Consider the following 19,410-nt stretch of genomic DNA (forward strand, 5'->3'; position numbering starts at 1 on the left):
GGTGGGGCGTGAAGGATGCGGCTACGCGGTCCGAGGAGGGAGCCACCGATGATTCTGCTCCGTCGCCTGCTGGGTGACGTGCTGCGTCGGCAGCGCCAGCGCCAGGGCCGTACTCTGCGCGAAGTCTCCTCGTCCGCCCGAGTCTCACTCGGCTATCTCTCCGAGGTGGAGCGGGGGCAGAAGGAGGCTTCCTCCGAGCTGCTTTCCGCGATCTGCGACGCGCTTGACGTACGGATGTCCGAGCTCATGCGAGAAGTGAGCGACGAGCTCTCGCTCGCCGAGCTGGCCGAGTCGGCAGCGGCCACGGAACCGGTGCGGGCACCGGTCCGCCCGATGCTCAATTCCGTCTCGGTGACCGGCGTGCCACCGGAACGGGTCACGATCAAGGCACCCGCGGAGGCGGTCGACGTCGTCGCCGCGTGACGTCCGGGTGACCACTCGTGACGAAGGCCCCGGCCGGGCGCTCCGGCCGGGGCCTTCGCTGTCCTGTGACGGTACGGGGCGCTGGTGCGGTGGTCGGCCGGGTCCTGGGGCCCTTGCTGCCCGTGCTCGTGGTGGGCCGGGGCGGGGGTGTGCTGCCGGACGTGGCGGTGGGTGTTCCCGGAGGTAGCGGTGTGTGCCTTGCGCGGTAACCGCGTGTGCTTTCCGAAGTGGCCGTAGTAGTGCCGGTGCGCGATGGTTGATGGGTGTGTGACGCCGCTCGCGGGTAACCGCGTGGTCGAGCACGTCTGGATGACCCGCGTAGCCGGAGGTTACCGATGTACGTCGTGAAGAGCCCGCTGCCCGATGACGATCTGAAGACGGTGTCCGAGGCCCTGCAGGGCGCGCTCGTGGACCTCGTCGACCTGTCCCTGGTCGCCAAGCAGATCCACTGGAACGTGGTCGGACCGCGCTTCCGCTCCATCCACCTCCAGCTCGACGAGGTCGTCGACACGGCACGTCAGCACTCCGACACGGTCGCGGAGCGGGCCTCGACGCTCGGCGTCCCGCCCGACGGCCGCGCGGCCACCGTGGCGGGCAGCAGCGGCATCGGCGCCGTCCCCGAAGGCTGGGTCAAGGACACGGACGCCGTGGGGACACTCGTGGCGGCCCTCGGCGCCGTGATCACACGGATGCGGGCGCGGGTGAACGCCACGGGCGATGCCGACCCGGTGAGCCAGGACATCTTCATCGGCATCACCGCCGACCTGGAGAAACACCACTGGATGTTCCAGGCCGAGAACGGATAGGGGCTCCGCGGCGGCGGGGCGCCCGCGCTGGTGCGGGGCCACGCTGGTGGGCGGTCCGTACCGGCGGGGCGTCCGCGGCGGCGGGGCGTCCGCGGCGGCGGGGCGCCCGCCGTGGTGGGCGGGTCGGGCGGCGGCGCTCTCGCACCTTCGGTGCGCCCGGTGCGCCCTGCCGTCGGGGGACGGGCCGGGTCTAGCGTCGTCTGGCGGGAGGTGACAGCCGTGGCGAGGCGCTTCCTGCGGTGGGCTTCGGCTCTCGGTCTCGCCGCACTGTGGTGGTGGGCGGTGCTGCGGCTCGCGGTGGCGCCCGACGCGGGGGCCCTCGAGGGCACGATCGCCGCCGGGGGATGGGGGTTGAGCCTGCTGCCTGTGCACTGCGTGCCCAAGGAGCGAGCGCTGGGGGTGGCGGCGGCGCGGCGGCGGATCGCCGGGGCGCGGGGGTCGCCGGGGCGCGCGGGATCACCGGGGCGCGGGGGATCGGTGCTGTGGCGGGGGCGGAGCAGGCGCTGACAGGAGCGCGGGGGCGTGGCCCGCGCGCCCGCCTTGGCCTCTCCTTGGCCTCCTGGCCGACGAGGGCGTGGCTCGGCTACCAGGGCATCGCTACGCCGCCGTTGGGGCGGAGGATCTGGCCGGTCGTGAACGCCGCCGCGTCCGACGCCAGGTACAGGACGGCGTGCGCGACGTCCTCCGGCACGCCGACCCGGCCGAGCGGCGACCTCCGGGCCATGAGGTCCTCGGTATGGGACCGCGCCGCAGCGTCCCGGGCCGGTGTCGCAGCGCCCTGGGCCGGTACCGAGGCGTCGGCCCGCGCTGGGGCGTCGTGGCGGTGTGTCATCGGCGTACGGATCCAGCCCGGCGCCACGGCGTTGACGCGGATGCCGTGCGGCCCGACCTCGGTGGCGAGGGTCTTCGTCAGCTGCACCACCGCGGCCTTCGAAGCGCCGTAGCAGAGCAGGCCGGGGCCGCCCGTGTCCACGGTCCCCGAGGCCATCGTGACGATGCTGCCGCCCGAGCCCGCCTCGATCATCACGCGGGCCGCCGCGCGGCAGGCGTAGAGGACTCCCTTGAAGTTCACACCGAGGACCCGGTCGAGGTCCTCCTCGCGGGTCTCCAGGACCGTGCTGCTGTGCATGATCCCGGCGATGGCGGCCAGGACGTCGACGCGGCCCGTCGCCCCGGCCGCTTCCGCCACGGCCTGCTCCACCTGCGCCTGATCGCTGACGTCCACGAGGTGCGTGTGGGCGGTGCCGCCGGCCTTCTCGACGAGATCGGCCGTCTCGCGCAAACCCGGCGCGTCCCGGTCGGCGCAGTGCACCGCGGCTCCCGCGCGCGCCAGCAGGAGGGCGCTGGCCCGGCCGATGCCGCTCGCCGCGCCGGTGACGAACGCGGTGCGGCCCGTGAGGTCGTACGGCTTGAGGGGCATGACGGGACCGTAGGAGAGAGCTGACGGGCCGTCAATTGGTGGGGGTGGGCGGGCCGGGCCTGAGGGAGCCGCTCCGGCCAGGGGTCGGGCCTTGCTGGCAGGTCGGGCACCAGTACGTCGGGCGCTGGCGGGAGCCGTCGCCCTGGTCCGCGGAGCGTACGGGGGTGCCGCAGCGCAGGCAGGGGCGCGGCGCCCGGCCGTACACGTACAGCCGTCGGCCGGGGCGTGGGACGCCCGTGGTCGTGCGGTCGGGGCGGTCGCGGTTGGCTTCCAGGAGCTTCTTGGCGAGGGCGGGCAGGCGGCTCGCCGTCTCGGCGGGGAGCTTGTCGATCGGCGTCCAGGGGGTGACGCCGAGGAGGAAGCACAGCTCGCTCTTGTAGATGTTGCCGATGCCCGCGAGGTTGCGCTGGTCGAGCAGGGCCTCGCCGAGGGCGCGCTCGGGGGTCGCGAGGAGGTTGCGCAGGGCCTGGTCGGGGTCCCAGTCGGGGCCGAGGAGGTCGGGGCCCAGGTGGCCGACGGCGCGCTGTTCGTCGGCGGTGCGGAGCAGTTCGAGAACCGGTAGGCGGTAGCCGACGGCCGTGTGCTCGGCGGTGCCCAGGATGGCGCGGATCTGGTGGGCGGGGCCGCCCCGCCAGCGTTCCTGGGGGGCGTAGACCTTCCAGGAGCCGTCCATGCGCAGGTGTGAGTGGAGGGTGAGGCCGCCTTCCACGCGGGTGAGCAGGTGCTTGCCGCGTGGGGTGACGTCCAGGACGGCGCGTCCGGTGAGGTCGGCCGTGGCCAGCTTGGGGACGCGGAGGTCGGAGCGGGTGAGGGTGTGACCCGCCAGGGCCCGGTGGAGGCGGCGGGCCGTCTGGTGGACTGTGTCTCCTTCGGGCATGGGGACAGGGTGTCACTGGGGGCGTGGGGTGGGCGCGGGCTCCGGGGCGGAGCGGGGGGCGGTTAGGCCTCGCCGTGGGGCTGCCTTCGGCCGTGGGGCTGTCTTCGGTTCTGCCCTGGTTCCGCCTTCGGCCCGGCGCGGCCCGGCCCCGTCCTCGACCCTAAGTCTGCTCTCGGCCTGGCTCTCGGCCCGATCCCGCCCCGGCTCGTCTCCGCCCGCTCGTCCCCGGTCCGGGCTAGCCCTCCGGCCCCCGGTGCGCGTTCGGCCCGGCTTTCCCTCCGGCCCCCTGCCAGCCTCGGCACGAGCCACCCCGGCCCGCCCGCGGCCCTGGCGCGGGAGCGCTAGCCCCGGCCCCCGGCCGGCTCACGCGCGGACACGGAGGCCTCTCGGGGTGGCGTGGAAGCCGGTGTGCTCCAGGAGGGGGGCGAGGGGAGAGGTCAGGGCGGGAGCGCCGTTGACGCGCTCCACGGTGACTGTGCCGAGGGCGCCCGCCTTGGCGGCCGAGGTCAGCGCCGTCGCGGCCGCGAGGAGCCGGGGGTCCTGGGCGGTCTCGGACGACATCCAGGCCAAGATGGACTTGCCGCCGCGCTCCACGTACAGCGTCAGCTCGCCGTCGACCAGGACGACCAGGGAGCCCGCCTTGCGGCCCGGCTTGTGACCGGCTTCGGCAGGGGGGTCGGGCCAGGGCAGGGCCGCCCCGTACGCGTTCGCGGGGTCGGCGGCCGCCAGGAGTACCGCCTGGGCGTCGGTGGTGTGCTCGGCGCCCGCGCGCTCCCGCGCGCTGGCCGTGGCGCGCAGCCGGTCCACGGCGCCGTCCATGGCGAACTGCGCCGCGCCGAGCCCCTCCACCACGTATCCACGACGGGCCTGGCCGCTGTCCTCGAACGCCGACAGGATCCGGTACGTCGCCGAGAAGCCGCCCTCGACACCCTCGGCGGCCACCGCGCCCCGGGTCACCACGCCGTGCCGGTCGAGCAGCGTGCGGGCCAGGGCGTGGGCGCGCAGCGTCGGGTCGGGCTCGCGGGCGGGCAGCAGGGACCACCGGCCCGCGACGGTCGGCGGGCCCGTGCGGGAGACGGGGCGGGCGGCGGCCAGGCTGCCGTAGCGCCCGCGCGGGACGGCGCGCTTCGCACGGTGGGCCGTGGAGCCCGCCGTGCGGCCCGAGCCCAGGAGGGAGCGCATGGGGGCGAGCGTGTCGTTCGTGAGCCGGCCCGACCAGGCGAGGTCCCAGATCACGTCGGCCAGCTGGGGATCGGAGGCCTCCGGGTGCGTGGTGGCGCGGACCTGGTCGGCGATCTGCCGGAAGAACAGGCCGTACCCCCCGGAGAGCGTGTCCAGGACGGACTGGTGGAGCGCGGTCAGCTCCAGGGGGTGCGCGGGCGGCAGCAGCAGGGGAGCGGCGTCGGCCAGATGCAGAGAGACCCAGCCGTCCTTACCCGGGAGGGCGCCCGCCCCGGCCCACAGGACCTCTCCTGCGGCGGTGAGTTCGTCGAGCAGCGCCGGGGCGTACCCCGCCACCCGGGAGGGCAGGACGAGCTTCTCGAGGGCCGAAGCCGGTACGGACGCGCCTTGCAGCTGCTCGATCGCGCGCACCAGGCCGTCGACGCCCCGCAGGCCGTGGCCGCTCAGGTGCTGCCACTGCGGCAGGAACTGGGCGAGCGCGGCCGGCGGCACCGGCTCCAGCTCCTGGCGGAGCGCGGCGAGGGAGCGGCGGCGCAGGCGGCGAAGGACGGCCGCGTCGCACCACTCCTGGCCGATGCCCGCCGGGTGGAACTCGCCCTGGACCACGCGGCCGTTCGCCGCGAGGCGGTGCAGCGCGCCCTCCGTGACGGCCGCGCCGAGACCGAAGCGGGCAGCCGCGTCGGCGGAGGTGAACGGCCCGTGGGTGCGGGCATAGCGCGCGAGGAGGTCCCCGAGGGGATCTTTCATGGGCTCCGTGAACGCCTCGGGGACGCCGACCGGCAGGGCCGTCCCCAGGGCGTCCCGCAGGCGGCCCGCGTCCTCGATGGCCGCCCAGTGGTCGGCCCCGGCGATCCGGACCCGGATGGCGCGGCGGGCCGCCGCGAGGTCCTCGGCCCACGCGGCCTCCGCGCCGCGCTCGGCCAGCTCGGCGCCTGTGAGCGGGCCGAGCAGGCGCAGCAGGTCGGCGACGCCCTCGGCGTCCTTGACGCGGCGGTCGTCCGTACGCCACTGGAGTTCGCGCTCCAGCTCGGCGAGGACGTCCGCGTCGAGCAGCTCGCGCAGCTCGGCCTGGCCCAGCAGCTCGGCCAGGAGGCGGGAGTCCAGGGATAGGGCGGCCGCGCGGCGCTCGGCCAGCGGCGAGTCACCCTCGTACAGGAACTGGGCGACGTATCCGAACAGCAAGGAGCGGGCGAACGGGGACGGCTCCGGGGTGGTGACCTCCACGAGCCGGACGCGGCGGGACTCGATGTCACCCATCAGCTCTGTCAGGCCCGGTACGTCGAAGACGTCCTGGAGGCACTCCCTGACCGCCTCCAGGATGATCGGGAAGGAGCCGAACTCGCTGGTCACCTCCAGGAGCTGGGCGGCGCGCTGGCGCTGCTGCCACAGGGGGGTGCGCTTGCCCGGATTGCGGCGCGGCAGCAGCAGCGCGCGGGCGGCGCACTCGCGGAAGCGGGCCGCGAACAGCGCCGAGCCGCCCACCTGATCGGTGACGACCTGGCTGACCTCGCCCTTGTCGAAGGTGACGTCCGCCGCGCCGACCGGGGCCTGCTCGGGATCGGACGCCGAGTCCACCGTGATGTCCACCGGTGCCTGGTCGAGCAGGTCGAGCCCCATCAGGTCGGCGTCCGGCAGGCGCAGCACGATGCCGTCGTCGGCGTGCATCACCTGGGCGTCCATCCCGTACCGCTCGGTGAGGCGGGCGCCGAGCGCCAGGGCCCAAGGCGCGTGCACCTGCGCGCCGAAGGGCGAGTGCACGACGACCCGCCAGTCACCCAGCTCGTCGCGGAACCGCTCGACCACGATCGTGCGGTCGTCCGGGATGTGTCCGCAGGACTCGCGCTGCTCGGTGAGGTACGCCAGGACGTTGTCCGCGGCGAAGGTGTCGAGGCCCGCCGCCTGGAGGCGCGCGCGGGCGTCGTCCTGCGGCAGCGAGCCGATCTCGCGCAGGAACGCCCCCAGGGCGCGCCCCAGTTCGAGCGGGCGGCCCAGCTGGTCGCCCTTCCAGAACGGCAGCCGGCCGGGGACACCGGGCGCGGGGGACACGAGTACGCGGTCGCGCGTGATGTCCTCGATGCGCCAGGAGCTGGTGCCCAGGGTGAAGACGTCGCCCACGCGCGATTCGTAGACCATCTCCTCGTCGAGTTCGCCGACGCGGCCGCCGCCCTTCTTCGGGTCGGCGCCTGCCAGGAAGACGCCGAAGAGGCCCCGGTCCGGAATCGTGCCCCCGGACGTCACCGCGAGGCGCTGGGCTCCGGGGCGGCCGGTGACGGTGCCCGCGACCCGGTCCCACACCACGCGCGGGCGCAGCTCCGCGAACGCGTCGGAGGGGTACCGCCCGGCGAGCATGTCCAGGACCGATGTGAAGGCCGACTCGGGCAGCGAGGTGAAGGGCGCGGCGCGGCGGGCCAGGGCCAGGAGGTCGTCCACCTGCCAGGTGTCCAGGGAGACCATCGCGACCAGCTGCTGGGCCAGGACGTCCAGCGGGTTCGCCGGGACGCGCAGGGATTCGATGGCGCCCTGGCGCATCCGCTCCGTGACGACGGCGGCCTGCACCAGGTCGCCCCGGTACTTCGGGAAGACGACTCCGGTGGAGACGGCCCCCACCTGGTGCCCCGCGCGGCCCACCCGCTGCAACCCGGAGGCCACGGACGGCGGCGACTCGACCTGCACCACCAGGTCGACGGCTCCCATGTCGATGCCCAGCTCCAGGCTGGAGGTGGCGACCACGGCGGGAAGCCGGCCCGCTTTCAGGTCCTCCTCGACCTGGGCGCGCTGCTCCTTGGACACCGAGCCGTGGTGGGCGCGGGCCAGGACGGGGGGCGCGCCCTTGGCGGCACCCGCCTCCGCCATCAGCTCCGCCGGGGAGTGGTCCTCGGGGAGAGGCTCGCCCGTGGCACGCTCGTACGCGATCTCGTTGAGGCGGTTGCACAGACGCTCCGCCAGGCGCCGGGAGTTGGCGAAGACGATCGTCGAGCGATGTGCCTGGACGAGGTCGGTGATGCGCTCCTCCACGTGCGGCCAGATGGAGGGACGCTCCGCCCCCTCGTCGGAGTCCGCGACCGGGGAGCCGCCCAGCTCGCCCAGGTCCTCGACCGGGACGACCACCGACAGGTCGAACTCCTTGCCCGACTCGGGCTGGACGACCTCCACCCTGCGCTGCGGCGAGAGATAGCGCGCCACCTCGTCCACCGGGCGGACCGTGGCGGACAGGCCGATCCGGCGAGCGGGGCGCTTCAGGAGCGCGTCGAGCCGCTCCAGGGTCAGCGACAGATGCGCGCCGCGCTTGGTGCCCGCGACCGCGTGCACCTCGTCAAGGATCACCGTCTCGATGCCGGTCAGCGCGTCCCGCGTGGCGGACGTCAGCATCAGGAACAGCGACTCCGGGGTCGTGATCAGGATGTCCGGCGGGCGGGTGGCCAGGGCGCGGCGCTCGGCCGCCGGGGTGTCACCGGAGCGGATGCCCACCCGCACCTCGGGCTCGGGCAGGCCGAGGCGCACGGACTCCTGCCGGATGCCGGTGAGCGGGCTGCGCAGATTGCGCTCCACGTCGACCGCGAGGGCCTTGAGCGGCGACACATACAGCACCCGGCAGCGCTTCTTCGGATCCGCGGGGGGCGGGGTCGAGGCGAGCTGGTCCAGGGCGGCGAGGAACGCGGCCAGGGTCTTGCCGGAGCCGGTCGGCGCCACCACCAGGACGTCCGAGCCCTCCGCGATCGCCCGCCACGCTCCCGCCTGGGCGGACGTGGGCGCGGAGAAGGCCCCCGAGAACCAGCCGCGGGTCGCCGGGGAGAAGCCATCGAGGGCGCCGGGGGCGCTGTCTGCGGACCGAGCCATGAACACATGGTGCACCCCGCCACTGACAATGGCCCTGACCTGCGCAGACGACACTCCCCGAGCGGTGGGCGCGACCTCCGTCCGGCCTGCACGGGCGACCGCGCCGCCGAGCCGGCGCCGCGAGCCGGTGCCGCCCGGCACCTGATTCGCGCCAGGGGCGCAGAATGGCGGCATGACAGGTTCGGCGGAGCGCGCGCGGCACTGGACCTACGCCGAGCTGCCCGGCGTCGACCTGCTGCGGGCCCGCTACGTCCGCAAGACCTTCGTCCGGCACACCCACGAGCACTTCGTGATGGCTGCGGTCACCGAGGGCGTCGACGTCTTCCACCACACCGGCTCCGACCGGCACGCGGGCCCCGGAATGCTCGCTCTGATCAACCCTGACACCCCGCACACCGGCCGCGGAGGCGGCCCGGAAGGCTGGCGGTACGGCGCGGTGTACCCGGCGCCGGAGCTGGTCGCGGCCATCGCAGCGGAGACCACGACCCTGCGGGGCACGCCCGGCTTCGTCCAGCCCGTGTTCGAGGACGCGTACGCGGTGACCCTCGTCCACCAGGTGCTGCACGCCGCCGAGGAGGGCAACGCCCTGGCCGCCGACACCTTCCTGCGGGCCGCCGTGACCCGGATGCTGCGGCGCAACGGCGGCGCCCTGCCCGAGCGCACCGTGCGGTCGGCGGGCGACCGCGTTGCCGCACGCGCGCGTGCCGTCCTCCAGGAGCGCCTCACGAACCCGCCCAGCCTGGACCGGCTGGCCGCCGACCTCGGCGTCGGGTCCTTCGCCCTGCTGCGGGCCTTCCGCGACGCGTACGGCATGCCTCCGCACGCCTGGCTCACCGACGCGCGCGTGCGCCGCGCCCGCCACCTCCTGGACGCCGGTACGACGCCCGCCGACGCGGCCGCGGCCGTCGGCTTCACCGACCAGCCGCACCTCAACCGCCACTTCACCCGCATCGTCGGGGTGCCCCCGGGCGCGTACCAACGGGAGCGCAAGAACGTACAAGACCATCCGGGCGGGCGCCTCGTAGCGTCCCTGGGGTGGCAGAACGAACATCACCCGCGGACATCACCAGCGCGGACATAGCCAGCCCTGTCGACCCCCTCGACGTCGCCGCCACGGACGGCGCGGACGCCGTCGTGGACTGTGCGGAAACCGCCGTGGACCGTGCGGAAACCGGCCCTGAGGGCGTCGCGAGTCGTCCGGACTCCGCCGTCGTCCGCGACGCCCTCGGTGTGGGCGTGGCCGTCGGCCTCTCCGGATTCGCCTTCGGCGTGACGTCGGCCGGCAGCGGCCTCACCGTGTTGCAGACCTGCGCGCTGAGCCTCCTGGTGTTCACGGGGGCCTCGCAGTTCGCCCTGGTGGGCGCGCTCGCCGGGGGCGGGAATCCCCTCACCGCGGCGGCGGGCGCGTTCTTCCTGGGCGTGCGCAACGCGTTCTACGGGCTGCGGCTCTCCCAGTTGTTGGCCCTCCCGCGCGCGGTGCGCCCCTTCGCGGCCCACTGGGTGATCGACGAGACCGCGGCCGTGTCGCTCGCGCAGCGCGGTCGGCGCGGCGCCCGCATCGGCTTCACGATCACGGGGCTCAGCCTTTACACCCTGTGGAACCTCACCACCCTTCTGGGCGCGGTCGGCGCCGAAGCCATCGGGGACACCGACGCCTGGGGCCTCGACGCCGCGGGCCCCGCGGTCTTCCTCGCCCTCCTGGCGCCGATGATCCGGAGCGCCCAGGAGCGCGCGGTCGCCGCGGTCGCGGTCCTCCTGGGGCTCGGGCTGCTGCCCGTGCTGCCCGCGGGCGTGCCGGTCCTGGCGGCCGCGCTCGCCGTGCCGATCGTCCTCTACGGAGCGAGCCTCCGCGCCCAGCGCACGACACGAGGGAACGACCGTTGAACATCTGGATAGCCATCGCTGTGACCGCCGTCAGCTGCTACGCGGTCAAACTCGCGGGCCTCCTGGTGCCCGTCGAAGCCCTGGAACGGCCGCTCGTGAAGCGCATGGCCGCCCTGCTGCCGGTCGCGCTGCTCGCCGCTCTCACCGCCCAGCAGGCCTTCGCCGACGGGCGCGCCCTGGTGCTCGACGCCAGGGCCGCGGGGCTCGCGGCGGCCGCCGTGGCGCTGCTGCTGCGCGCGCCCTTCCTGGTCGTCATCGCCGCCGCTGTCGTCGTCACGGCGGGCGTGCGGGCCCTGACGGGGTGACGGCCGGGCCGTCACCCCAGGCGCCGCCTCAGCCGATCGGCCGCCCGTACGCGGCGAGCGTGCGTAGGGCGTCGATCGTCACGATCGGCCGCCACTCCAGGGCGGTGCCCGGAGCCCACTGACGCCACCGGATCGGCCAACCGCCATCTTCTTGTTGGTCGTTCACGAGGAAGTCCAGGGAGCGCGCCATCTCCTGGTCCGTGAACCAGGCGCGGGCGAGCGAGTCCGGGGACTTCGCGAAGTCGTGGGCGAAGTGGTGCTCACCCGGCGCGTACCCCTCGGGGACCGGATACGCGTCGGCCCGCTCCGGCTCCAGGGCCACGAGGCGCTGCTCGCGCACCAGGCGGCCGAGCCGGTCGGCCGCCGCCTCCGCGCGCGGGCGGTCCGGCGCGCCGTCGAGGAAGGCGACCGCCGCCAGGACTTCGTACGGATGGGACTTCTCCAGCGTCTCCACGGCCTGCCAGCAGAAGTCGGTGGCCCGGAACAGCCAGGCGTGCCAGACCTCGTTGCGGTGCAGCAGGCCCACCACGGGCCCGGTGGCGAGCAGCTCGCTGGGCGGGTCGTCCACCACGGGCACGAAGGGCGCCAGGGGGTAGCCGCGCTGGCTGGGATGGATCGCCGGCAGAGCGCCCTCAGCCGTCGACACCGACGTCAGATAGCGGCACACACGCTCCACCCGCAGCCCGCCGCAGCGCCCGATGGAGTCCAGGACCCGCAGCGCGTGACCGGTGTGCAGCGGCTGGCTGACGGGCCCGCGCAGATCGGGTTCCAGCGCGTGGCCGTACCCGCCGTCCGCGTTGCCGTACGCGGCAAGGGCCGTCTCCACCGTGTCGGCGCCGTCGTCGCTGCCCGCGCCGGCTGTGCCGTTCAGGAAGTGGTACGCGAATCGTCGCTGTTCGAGGACGCGCGCGGTGAGCCAGACGAACTGTTCGGCGCGCGCGAGCGGGGAGGACGCGGCGTGCGAGGACGCTCCGTTTTCGGCCATGTTCAGACGGTAGGGCGGAATGCGCCGCCGACAAGCCCTCCGGGCTCGGCTGCACTCTCAGGGGCGCGATACTGGACACATGCGGTTGACGGTCTTCTGGCAGCGAATGGCGGCCCACTTCGGCGCGGGGTACGCGGACTCCTTCGCGCGCGACCACGTGATGTCCGAGCTGGGAGGGCGGACGGTGCACGAAGCGCTGGACGCTGGCTGGGAGGCGAAGGAGGTCTGGCGCGCCGTCTGCAAGGCCATGGACGTACCGGCCGAAAAGCGCTGATCCCCGTGGGCGACAGCCCGCGCTGCGGCCGCTCCACGCGCGCGTAGCCGCCGTCCGGCAGTGGCCGAAGGGCCGCGGGTGCGCGCCCGGAGGAGCACGCGGAGCCGCGCGCGGGACGTGTGGAGTCGCGTGCGGGATGTGAGGAGCGCCGCGAACTGGCGGGGGCGACGGCCGATCGCCGTCCGCGTGGGCGAGACTGGCACGGTGGCACCCACAGACGACACCGCGCAGATCACCTCCGAGGCCTTGACGCCGCCGGGCACCACGCCGCCCGCACAGCCCCCCACCGGGGCCGAGCAGGGACGCGGCGCGGGCATGCCGCGCTGGCTGCCGCGGGCCATGGTGCTCGCGCTCGCCCTGGTCGCCTGTTTCCAGCTCGGCAGCTGGGCCTTCCACCAGCTGACCGGACTGCTGATCAACATCCTGATCGCGTTCTTCCTGGCGCTCGCCGTGGAGCCCGCCGTGAGCTGGATGGCGGCGCGCGGCCTGCGCCGGGGCCTGGCCACGGGCATCGTCTTCCTCGGCGTCATCATCGCCAGCGCGGGCTTCATCACGATGATGGGCTCGATGCTCGCTGGCCAGATCGTCGACATGGTCGAGGACTTCCCCGACTACCTGGACAAGGTCATCCGCTGGATCAACCAGACCTTCGACACGGACCTGTCCCGCGTCGAGGTCCAGGACAGCCTGGTCCACTCCGACTGGCTGCGGAAGTACGTGCAGAACAGCGCCAGCGGCGTCCTGGACGTCTCCGCGCAGGTGCTCGGCGGCCTCTTCCAGCTCCTGACGATCCTGCTGTTCTCGTTCTACTTCGCCGCCGACGGGCCCCGGCTGCGGCGCGCGCTGTGCTCCGTGCTCCCACCCGCCAAGCAGGCCGAGGTGCTGCGCGCCTGGGAGATCGCGGTCAACAAGACCGGCGGCTACCTCTACTCGCGCGGCCTGATGGCGCTGATCTCCGGGATCGCGCACTACATCCTGTTGCAGATCCTCGAGGTGCCCTACGCCCCCGCCCTCGCGGTGTGGGTGGGTCTGGTCTCGCAGTTCATCCCGACGATCGGCACGTACCTGGCGGGCGCCCTGCCGATGCTGATCGCCTTCACCGTCGACCCCTGGTACGCGGTGTGGGTGCTGGGCTTCGTGGTCATCTACCAGCAGTTCGAGAACTACGTGCTCCAGCCCAAGCTCACCGCGAAGAGCGTGGACATCCACCCGGCGGTCGCCTTCGGGTCGGTCATCGCGGGCACGGCGCTGCTGGGTGCGGTCGGCGCCCTGATCGCCATCCCGGCGGTGGCGACGTTGCAGGCGTTCCTGGGGGCGTACGTGAAGCGGTACGACGTCACGGACGACCCGCGGGTGCACGGACACCGCCGCCGCGGCGGCACGCCCCTGCTCGTCCGGCTGCGGCGCGCGCTGACGCCGCCGGGGCGCGAGGGCTGAGGGCTCCGGCGAGCCGCGTTCCAGCGGGCCCGATGGCTGAAGCGCGGGTTCCGCTCGCGGCCTGACGCATCGGACACCCCTGGCGTGGTGCGCTTGACAGCAAAATCGAACATCCATTCTGATGGGGGCTCCGGCGGCTTCGTACCGGGGGTTCGCGGGGGGATTCCCGGGCGCGCCGGTGGATTTCGGCGGGCCGCGGAGCCCGAGTTATCCACAGGCCGGACGGGCGTCGGGGCGCATTGTCAGTGACAGGCGTTAGCGTCTTTGACGTGAAGCGATCGACTCAAGCAAACCGGGTGGAACCCATGGCAGGAACCGACCGCGAGAAGGCGCTCGACGCCGCGCTCGCACAGATTGAACGGCAATTCGGCAAGGGCGCGGTCATGCGCATGGGCGAGCGGTCCCAGGAGCCCATCGAGGTCATCCCGACCGGCTCGACCGCGCTCGACGTGGCGCTCGGCGTCGGCGGGATCCCGCGCGGCCGTGTGGTGGAGATCTACGGCCCGGAGTCCTCCGGTAAGACGACCCTCACGCTGCACGCCGTGGCCAACGCGCAGCGGGCCGGCGGCGCCGTCGCCTTCGTGGACGCGGAGCACGCCCTCGACCCGGAGTACGCGAAGAAGCTCGGCGTCGACATCGACAACCTCATCCTGTCCCAGCCGGACAACGGCGAGCAGGCTCTCGAGATCGTCGACATGCTGGTCCGCTCCGGCGCGCTCGACCTGATCGTCATCGACTCCGTGGCGGCCCTGGTGCCCCGCGCGGAGATCGAGGGCGAGATGGGTGACTCGCACGTGGGTCTCCAGGCCCGCCTGATGAGCCAGGCCCTGCGGAAGATCACCAGTGCGCTCAATCAGTCCAAGACCACCGCGATCTTCATCAACCAGCTGCGCGAGAAGATCGGCGTGATGTTCGGCTCCCCGGAGACCACGACCGGCGGCCGCGCGCTGAAGTTCTACGCCTCGGTCCGGATGGACATCCGCCGTATCGAGACCCTGAAGGACGGCACGGACGCGGTCGGCAACCGCACGCGCGTCAAGGTCGTCAAGAACAAGGTCGCGCCCCCCTTCAAGCAGGCCGAGTTCGACATCCTCTACGGCCAGGGCATCAGCCGCGAGGGCGGCCTGATCGACATGGGCGTGGAGCACGGCTTCGTCCGCAAGGCCGGCGCCTGGTACACGTACGAGGGCGACCAGCTCGGCCAGGGCAAGGAGAACGCCCGTAACTTCCTGAAGGACAACCCCGACCTCGCCAACGAGATCGAGAGGAAGATCAAGGAGAAGCTGGGCGTCGGTGTCCGGCCGGCGAGCACCGAGGGCGAGCCCGCCGCGGAGGCCGCGGGCGAGACCCCGGCGGCCGACGCCGCCAAGACGGTGCCCGCTCCGGCGGCGAAGGCCACCAAGTCCAAGACCGCGGCGGCCAAGAGCTAGGCCGTGACGCGACGTACCGACTGGGCGGAGCACACGGGCCCCTCGGGAGGCGGCCACTGGAGTGGCGGCGGACCGGATGGTGCGGGTGCCGATGCTGATGACGGCCCGTGGAGCGGCGGCGACCAGGAGGGCCGGGGCGGCGGCCGCCGGCGTCGGCGGCGCGGCGGTCGCGGCGGCCATCAGGACAGCGGTTCCCCGTCCTCGTCGAGGGCCGAGAACGGGGAACCGCCCACGGGGGACCCCGGTGAGCGGGCGCGAGCCATCTGCCTGCGCCTGCTCACCGGGACGCCCCGCACGCGCAAGCAGCTGGCCGACGCCCTGCGCAAGCGGGACATCCCCGACGACGTGGCGGACGAGGTGCTGTCCCGCTTCGAAGAGGTCGGGCTGATCAACGACGAGGCCTTCGCGGACGCCTGGGTGGAGTCCCGGCACCACGGCCGGGGCCTCGCCCGGCGGGCCCTGGCGCGCGAGCTGCGGACCAAGGGCGTGGACGCGGCCCTGATCGACGAGGCCGTCGGCCAGCTCGACGCGGAGCAGGAAGAAGCCACGGCCCGCGAGCTGGTCGCCCGCAAGCTGCGCTCCACCCGCGGCCTCGACCGCGACAAGAGGCTGCGCCGCCTCGCGGGCATGCTCGCCCGCAAGGGATACCCGGAGGGCATGGCGCTGCGCGTGGTCCGCGAGGCCCTGGAGCAGGAGGGGGAGGAGACGGAGGACCTCGGGTACGAGGGGCTCTGAGCGGCCGGCGTGCCCGTGCCGAGGAGGGGCTCCGACTTGGGCGGCACCCAGGGCAACCTCTGGCGTGCTTCGAGGCGAGGCTCCGAGGAGAGAAGCCGGGGCGAGGCCCGGAAGCTCCTAGGCCAGACCACGAGGCGCGACCTGAGCCCCGAGGCCAGACCCCGAGCCCCCGGGGCCAGGCCCCAAAGCCCCGAGGGCCAGACCTCGACGCGTGACCCCGAGGCCACCGAGGCCCTGAATCCCCGAGGCCAGACCCCGAGGTGACGCCTAGGGGTGGGGCTAACCCCCCATGGAAGACGCCTGGTTGCCACCATGCACAGGGACCTGTGCACAGGCGACTGTGTACGCATGGTTCACCACCAGGGCAGAAGCGAGGGACAGGCCCCCAGCGGCGGGGGCGTGGAGCCGGGGCAGGCCGTCGAGCCCAGCCCGGTCCGCGCCGACAGCTCCGCCGTGCCCGTTCCCGAAGAGCTGGATGACCTGCGGGCCCTCAAAGCCCTCGCGCAGCCACGACGGCAGCAGATGCTCCAGCACCTCACCGTGCACGGGCCCGCCACGTCCGCGACCCTGGCCCGAGCCCTGGGCCTGAACACCGGGGCGACGAGCTACCACCTGCGAGCGCTCGCCCGGTACGGATTCGTCGAGGAGACGGACGGCACCGGGCACGGGCGCGAGCGCTGGTGGCGTGCGGTGCCCGGGGACCGGCGCTTTCCGCCGCGCAGTCGGCAGAACGCCGAGACGCGGCTCGTCATGGACGAGCTGAACCATCTGTCGTACGCCGCCGACCTGGAACTCTTCGAGCAGCTCCAGCGCGCGAGCGGCGGCGCCGAGGCCGACGAGTGGGCCGACGCGTACCCGTACTCGCGCGGCACGATGCGGCTGACGGTGGCCGAACTGCGCGAGTTCTTCGAGGAGTACATCGCCCTCCTCAACCGCTACAAGCGCCCCGACGCCGACATCCCGCCCGGGGCCCGCACCGTCCTCACACGCTTCCTGGCCTTCCCCGCGCCGACGGCGGAGCCCGGCACCGGCACATCCGAGTCTTCGGGCGCAGCGCAACTCGTCCCGCCGGACGTGCCGACCGCCACCACCACCGTGCCGCCCCTCAGGTCGCAGCAACCCGACCTCACAGCCGCACCCTCCTCCGGTACCCCCGATGACAACAGAAGAGAGACCGAGACCTCATGACGCTGCGCTACGCACTACAGACGATCCGTGACCGGAAGGGCGGGTTCCTGGGCGCCTTCGTCGCGTTGGTGTGTGCCGCCGCGCTCATCACGGCCTGCGGCACCCTCCTGGAGACGGGCCTGCGCGGCACCATCGGCCCCGAGCGCTACGCCGCCGCCCCCGTGCTCGTCTCCGCCGATCAGAACGTGCACCAGACCACCGTCAAGCACAAGAAGGGCAAGACCAAGGTCAAGCACAAGGCGAAGCCGATCGCCGAACGGGCCTGGCTGCCGCGCGACGTCACGAGACGGCTGGAGGGGATTCCTGGAGTAGGGAAGGTGATACCCGAACTCACCTTCTTGGCCGAGCCGTTGACGCCTGCTGCCGGTGACCCGGACCGCCCCGCGTACGGGCACGCCTGGACCTCGGCAGCCCTCACGCCCTTCCGGATCGTCGACGGCCGGGCCCCGCGCGCCGCGGCGGACCTCGTCGTCGACCGGGCTCTCGCCGAGCGCGCCCGCCTCAAGCCCGGCGACCGGCTCACCGTCCAGTCGACACGGGCCCCGCGTACGTACCGCGTCACGGGCATCGCCGCCCCGGACGGCGGGGGGAACGCCCTCGCGCACCAGACCGCCCTGTTCTTCTCCGACCGCGAGGCCGAGCGGCTCGCCGCGCACCCCGGCCGGGTCACCGCCCTCGGGGTCCTGCCGGCCGACGGCACGTCCGTGCAGACGCTCACGGCGGCGGTCAAGGAAGCCCTGGACGGTACGACCGCGCAGGTCAGCAGTGGTGACGACCGTGGCCCCGTCGAGTTCCTCGACGCGGCGGGCGCGCGGGTGAAGCTCGTCAGCATGGGCGGAGCCATGGGCGGGACGTCGCTGCTCGTGGCCATCCTCGTGGTCGTCGGCACCTTCGCCCTGTCCATCCAGCAGCGCCACCGCGAACTGGCCCTGCTGCGGGCCATCGCCGCGAGCCCCAAGCAGCTGCGCAAGCTGCTCGGCCGCGAGGCGCTCCTCGTCGGGGCGGCCGCCGGGGTGCTCGGCTCGCTGGTGGGCATCCCGCTCGGAGGGGTGCTGTACGGGAAGTTCGTCGACGAGGGAGTGGTTCCGGCGACGCTGGGCCGGGTCGTCAGCGTCTTCCCGCCGCTCGTGGCCGTCGCCGCGACGCTGGTGGGTGCCTGGGCGGCCGCGCGTGTCTCCGCCCGCCGCATCGCTCGCATCCGGCCCGGGGAGGCCCTGGCGGAGGCGGCCGTGGAGCGTAGGAAGCTCTCCTGGGCGCGTGTCGTCGCCGGGGTGGCCTTCCTCGCGGGAGGTGTCGTCCTCGTCCTCGTCCTCAGCGTGCTGCGGACCGAGCCCGCCTCGACTCCCGTGACGTTCCTGGCCGTTGTCGTGCTCGCCTCGGCCGTCGCCCTGCTCGGCCCGCTCGTCGTCAAGGTGTCGGCCGCCGTGCTCGGCCGGGTGCTGCGCTTCACCGGCCCGACCGGGCGGCTCGCGCACGCCAACCTGCGGGGCAACGCCGCCCGCATGGCCGCCGCCGTCACCCCGCTCGTGCTGCTCATCGGCATGACGTGCACTGTTCTCTTCACGCAGCCCACGCTCACCGCCGCCGCCCGTGAACAGGCGCGCGACGGTGTCCGTGCCGACTGGACGCTCGCCGCGCGAGGGCCCGGCGTACCGGCGGCGGCCGCGCGGCAACTGCGGGCGTCCGACGGCGTCGAGGCCGTCACCGAGGTCGTCCGCACCACGGTGCGCGTCGGGCTCGACAAGTACCCGGCGCAGGGCGTGACCCCGGCAGGCCTCACCCGCACCTGGGACCCGGACGTCACGGCGGGCTCGCTGACCTCCTTCGGCTCGGGCGACATCGCCGTCAGCGAACTCGCCGCCGACCAACTCGGCCTGAAGCCGGGCAGCAGCCTCAAGCTCACCCTCGGCGACGGCACCCCGACCACCCTGAAAGTCAGCGCCGTCTACGCGCGCGGGCTCGGCTTCGGTGACCTGACCATGGCGCACGACCTGGTCGCCCGCCACGTCGACAACCCGCTCGCCGCCACGGTCCTCGTCCGGAGCGACCGTACGAAGAATCAACTCGCGGCTGCCCTACGCGAGTTCCCGACCGTGCGGGTGGATTCCCCGGACGCCGTCGACCGCCTCCAGGCCGAGCGCGGCCAGTCGAGTGCCGACGTGAACCTCCTCGCCATGGGACTCGTGCTGGCCTTCACCGCGATCGCCGTCGTCAACACGCTCGCGATGTCCGTGTCGGAGCGGGTGAGGGAGTTCGCGCTGCTGCGCCTCGCGGGAGCCACGCGCCGCCAGGTCCGGGGAATGCTGCGCACCGAGGCACTGTCGGTCCTGCTCATCGCGACAGCTCTGGGGAGCGGCATCGCTCTCGCTGTCCTGACCGCGTTCAGCGTCGGCATGACCGGTTCTGCCGCCCCCGTGGTCCTGCCCCTGCTCTACGTCGCCGTGATCGCCGTAGGGGGTCTGCTCGCGCTGACGGCGACGGCGCTGCCCGGCCGCGCCGCGTTGAAGCCGCTCCCGGTGACGGTGGCGACGGCCAAGGAGTAAGGGGCAGTACGCAATGGTGGGCGCCCCTTACACACGCTCCTACGGGGGCGCGGTACGGGGCGCCCACGCCTGCGCGGGAACCCA

General features: G+C 73.7%; 15 protein-coding genes. 11 read left to right on the forward strand and 4 right to left on the reverse strand.

The genetic code is table 11. The features are described from left to right. Positions 1–48: 48 nt before the first annotated feature. On the forward strand, positions 49–423 hold the full coding sequence (locus AC07GB_RS22165) for a helix-turn-helix domain-containing protein (protein WP_030688912.1): 375 nt from the start codon (positions 49–51) through the stop codon (positions 421–423). A gap of 335 nt (positions 424–758) precedes the next feature. Continuing rightward, complete coding sequence (locus AC07GB_RS22170; protein ID WP_478847975.1) at positions 759–1,229, forward strand: Dps family protein; 471 nt, start codon at positions 759–761, stop codon at positions 1,227–1,229. A gap of 583 nt (positions 1,230–1,812) precedes the next feature. On the opposite strand, the gene AC07GB_RS22175 is transcribed toward AC07GB_RS22170, so the two are convergent. The 3 genes from AC07GB_RS22175 to AC07GB_RS22185 all read right to left on the reverse strand — a co-directional run bounded on the left by AC07GB_RS22175 (position 1,813) and on the right by AC07GB_RS22185 (position 8,545). Beyond that, entirely contained in the window at positions 1,813–2,649 is an 837-nt protein-coding gene (locus AC07GB_RS22175; protein ID WP_478847977.1) for an SDR family NAD(P)-dependent oxidoreductase, read from the reverse strand. Between the two features lie 31 nt (positions 2,650–2,680). Further along, the gene (locus tag AC07GB_RS22180; protein WP_478847979.1) at positions 2,681–3,526 is read right to left on the reverse strand and encodes an Fpg/Nei family DNA glycosylase; all 846 of its coding nucleotides are present in this window, start codon (positions 3,524–3,526) and stop codon (positions 2,681–2,683) included. A 363-nt stretch (positions 3,527–3,889) separates the two neighbouring features. Beyond that, a complete protein-coding gene (locus tag AC07GB_RS22185) occupies positions 3,890–8,545 on the reverse strand; it encodes an ATP-dependent helicase (RefSeq protein WP_478847981.1) in 4,656 nt (1,551 codons plus the stop codon). A gap of 172 nt (positions 8,546–8,717) precedes the next feature. Between AC07GB_RS22185 and AC07GB_RS22190 the strand changes: the two genes are divergently transcribed. The 3 genes from AC07GB_RS22190 (at position 8,718) to AC07GB_RS22200 (ending at position 10,734) form a co-directional block, all read left to right on the forward strand. After that, on the forward strand, positions 8,718–9,626 hold the full coding sequence (locus AC07GB_RS22190) for an AraC family transcriptional regulator (RefSeq protein ID WP_478847983.1): 909 nt from the start codon (positions 8,718–8,720) through the stop codon (positions 9,624–9,626). Between the two features lie 74 nt (positions 9,627–9,700). Beyond that, positions 9,701–10,429, forward strand: a complete 729-nt coding sequence (locus AC07GB_RS22195) for an AzlC family ABC transporter permease (protein ID WP_478848206.1) — start codon at positions 9,701–9,703, stop codon at positions 10,427–10,429. After that, on the forward strand, positions 10,426–10,734 hold the full coding sequence (locus AC07GB_RS22200; protein ID WP_478847985.1) for an AzlD domain-containing protein: 309 nt from the start codon (positions 10,426–10,428) through the stop codon (positions 10,732–10,734). Before AC07GB_RS22195 ends, AC07GB_RS22200 begins: the two co-directional genes overlap by 4 nt. A gap of 28 nt (positions 10,735–10,762) precedes the next feature. Here the strand turns inward: AC07GB_RS22200 and AC07GB_RS22205 are convergent, their stop codons facing one another. Next, on the reverse strand, positions 10,763–11,719 hold the full coding sequence (locus tag AC07GB_RS22205) for a hypothetical protein (protein ID WP_478847987.1): 957 nt from the start codon (positions 11,717–11,719) through the stop codon (positions 10,763–10,765). A 79-nt stretch (positions 11,720–11,798) separates the two neighbouring features. Here AC07GB_RS22205 and AC07GB_RS22210 point away from each other — a divergent pair, with 79 nt between their 5' ends. The 6 genes from AC07GB_RS22210 to AC07GB_RS22235 all read left to right on the forward strand — a co-directional run bounded on the left by AC07GB_RS22210 (position 11,799) and on the right by AC07GB_RS22235 (position 19,326). Then, positions 11,799–11,993, forward strand: coding sequence for a DUF3046 domain-containing protein (locus AC07GB_RS22210; RefSeq protein ID WP_478847989.1), 195 nt, complete (start codon positions 11,799–11,801; stop codon positions 11,991–11,993). A 204-nt stretch (positions 11,994–12,197) separates the two neighbouring features. Then, positions 12,198–13,430 (forward strand): AI-2E family transporter, encoded by a 1,233-nt coding sequence (locus tag AC07GB_RS22215; protein ID WP_478847991.1) that lies wholly within the window; start codon positions 12,198–12,200, stop codon positions 13,428–13,430. Between the two features lie 305 nt (positions 13,431–13,735). Next, positions 13,736–14,860: a recombinase RecA gene (gene recA, locus AC07GB_RS22220; protein WP_478847993.1), complete on the forward strand. Its 1,125-nt coding sequence runs from the start codon at positions 13,736–13,738 to the stop codon at positions 14,858–14,860. Between the two features lie 3 nt (positions 14,861–14,863). After that, the gene (gene recX, locus AC07GB_RS22225) at positions 14,864–15,595 is read left to right on the forward strand and encodes a recombination regulator RecX (protein WP_478847995.1); all 732 of its coding nucleotides are present in this window, start codon (positions 14,864–14,866) and stop codon (positions 15,593–15,595) included. Between the two features lie 348 nt (positions 15,596–15,943). Then, positions 15,944–16,783 carry a helix-turn-helix domain-containing protein gene (locus AC07GB_RS22230; RefSeq protein ID WP_478847997.1) on the forward strand — a complete coding sequence of 280 codons (840 nt, stop codon included), beginning with the start codon at positions 15,944–15,946 and terminating at the stop codon, positions 16,781–16,783. Further along, on the forward strand, positions 16,780–19,326 hold the full coding sequence (locus tag AC07GB_RS22235) for an FtsX-like permease family protein (protein WP_478847999.1): 2,547 nt from the start codon (positions 16,780–16,782) through the stop codon (positions 19,324–19,326). The genes AC07GB_RS22230 and AC07GB_RS22235 overlap by 4 nt, the downstream gene beginning before the upstream one ends. Positions 19,327–19,410 lie beyond the last annotated feature (84 nt).

It is taken from the genome of Streptomyces sp. NPDC045778 (assembly GCF_056431945.1).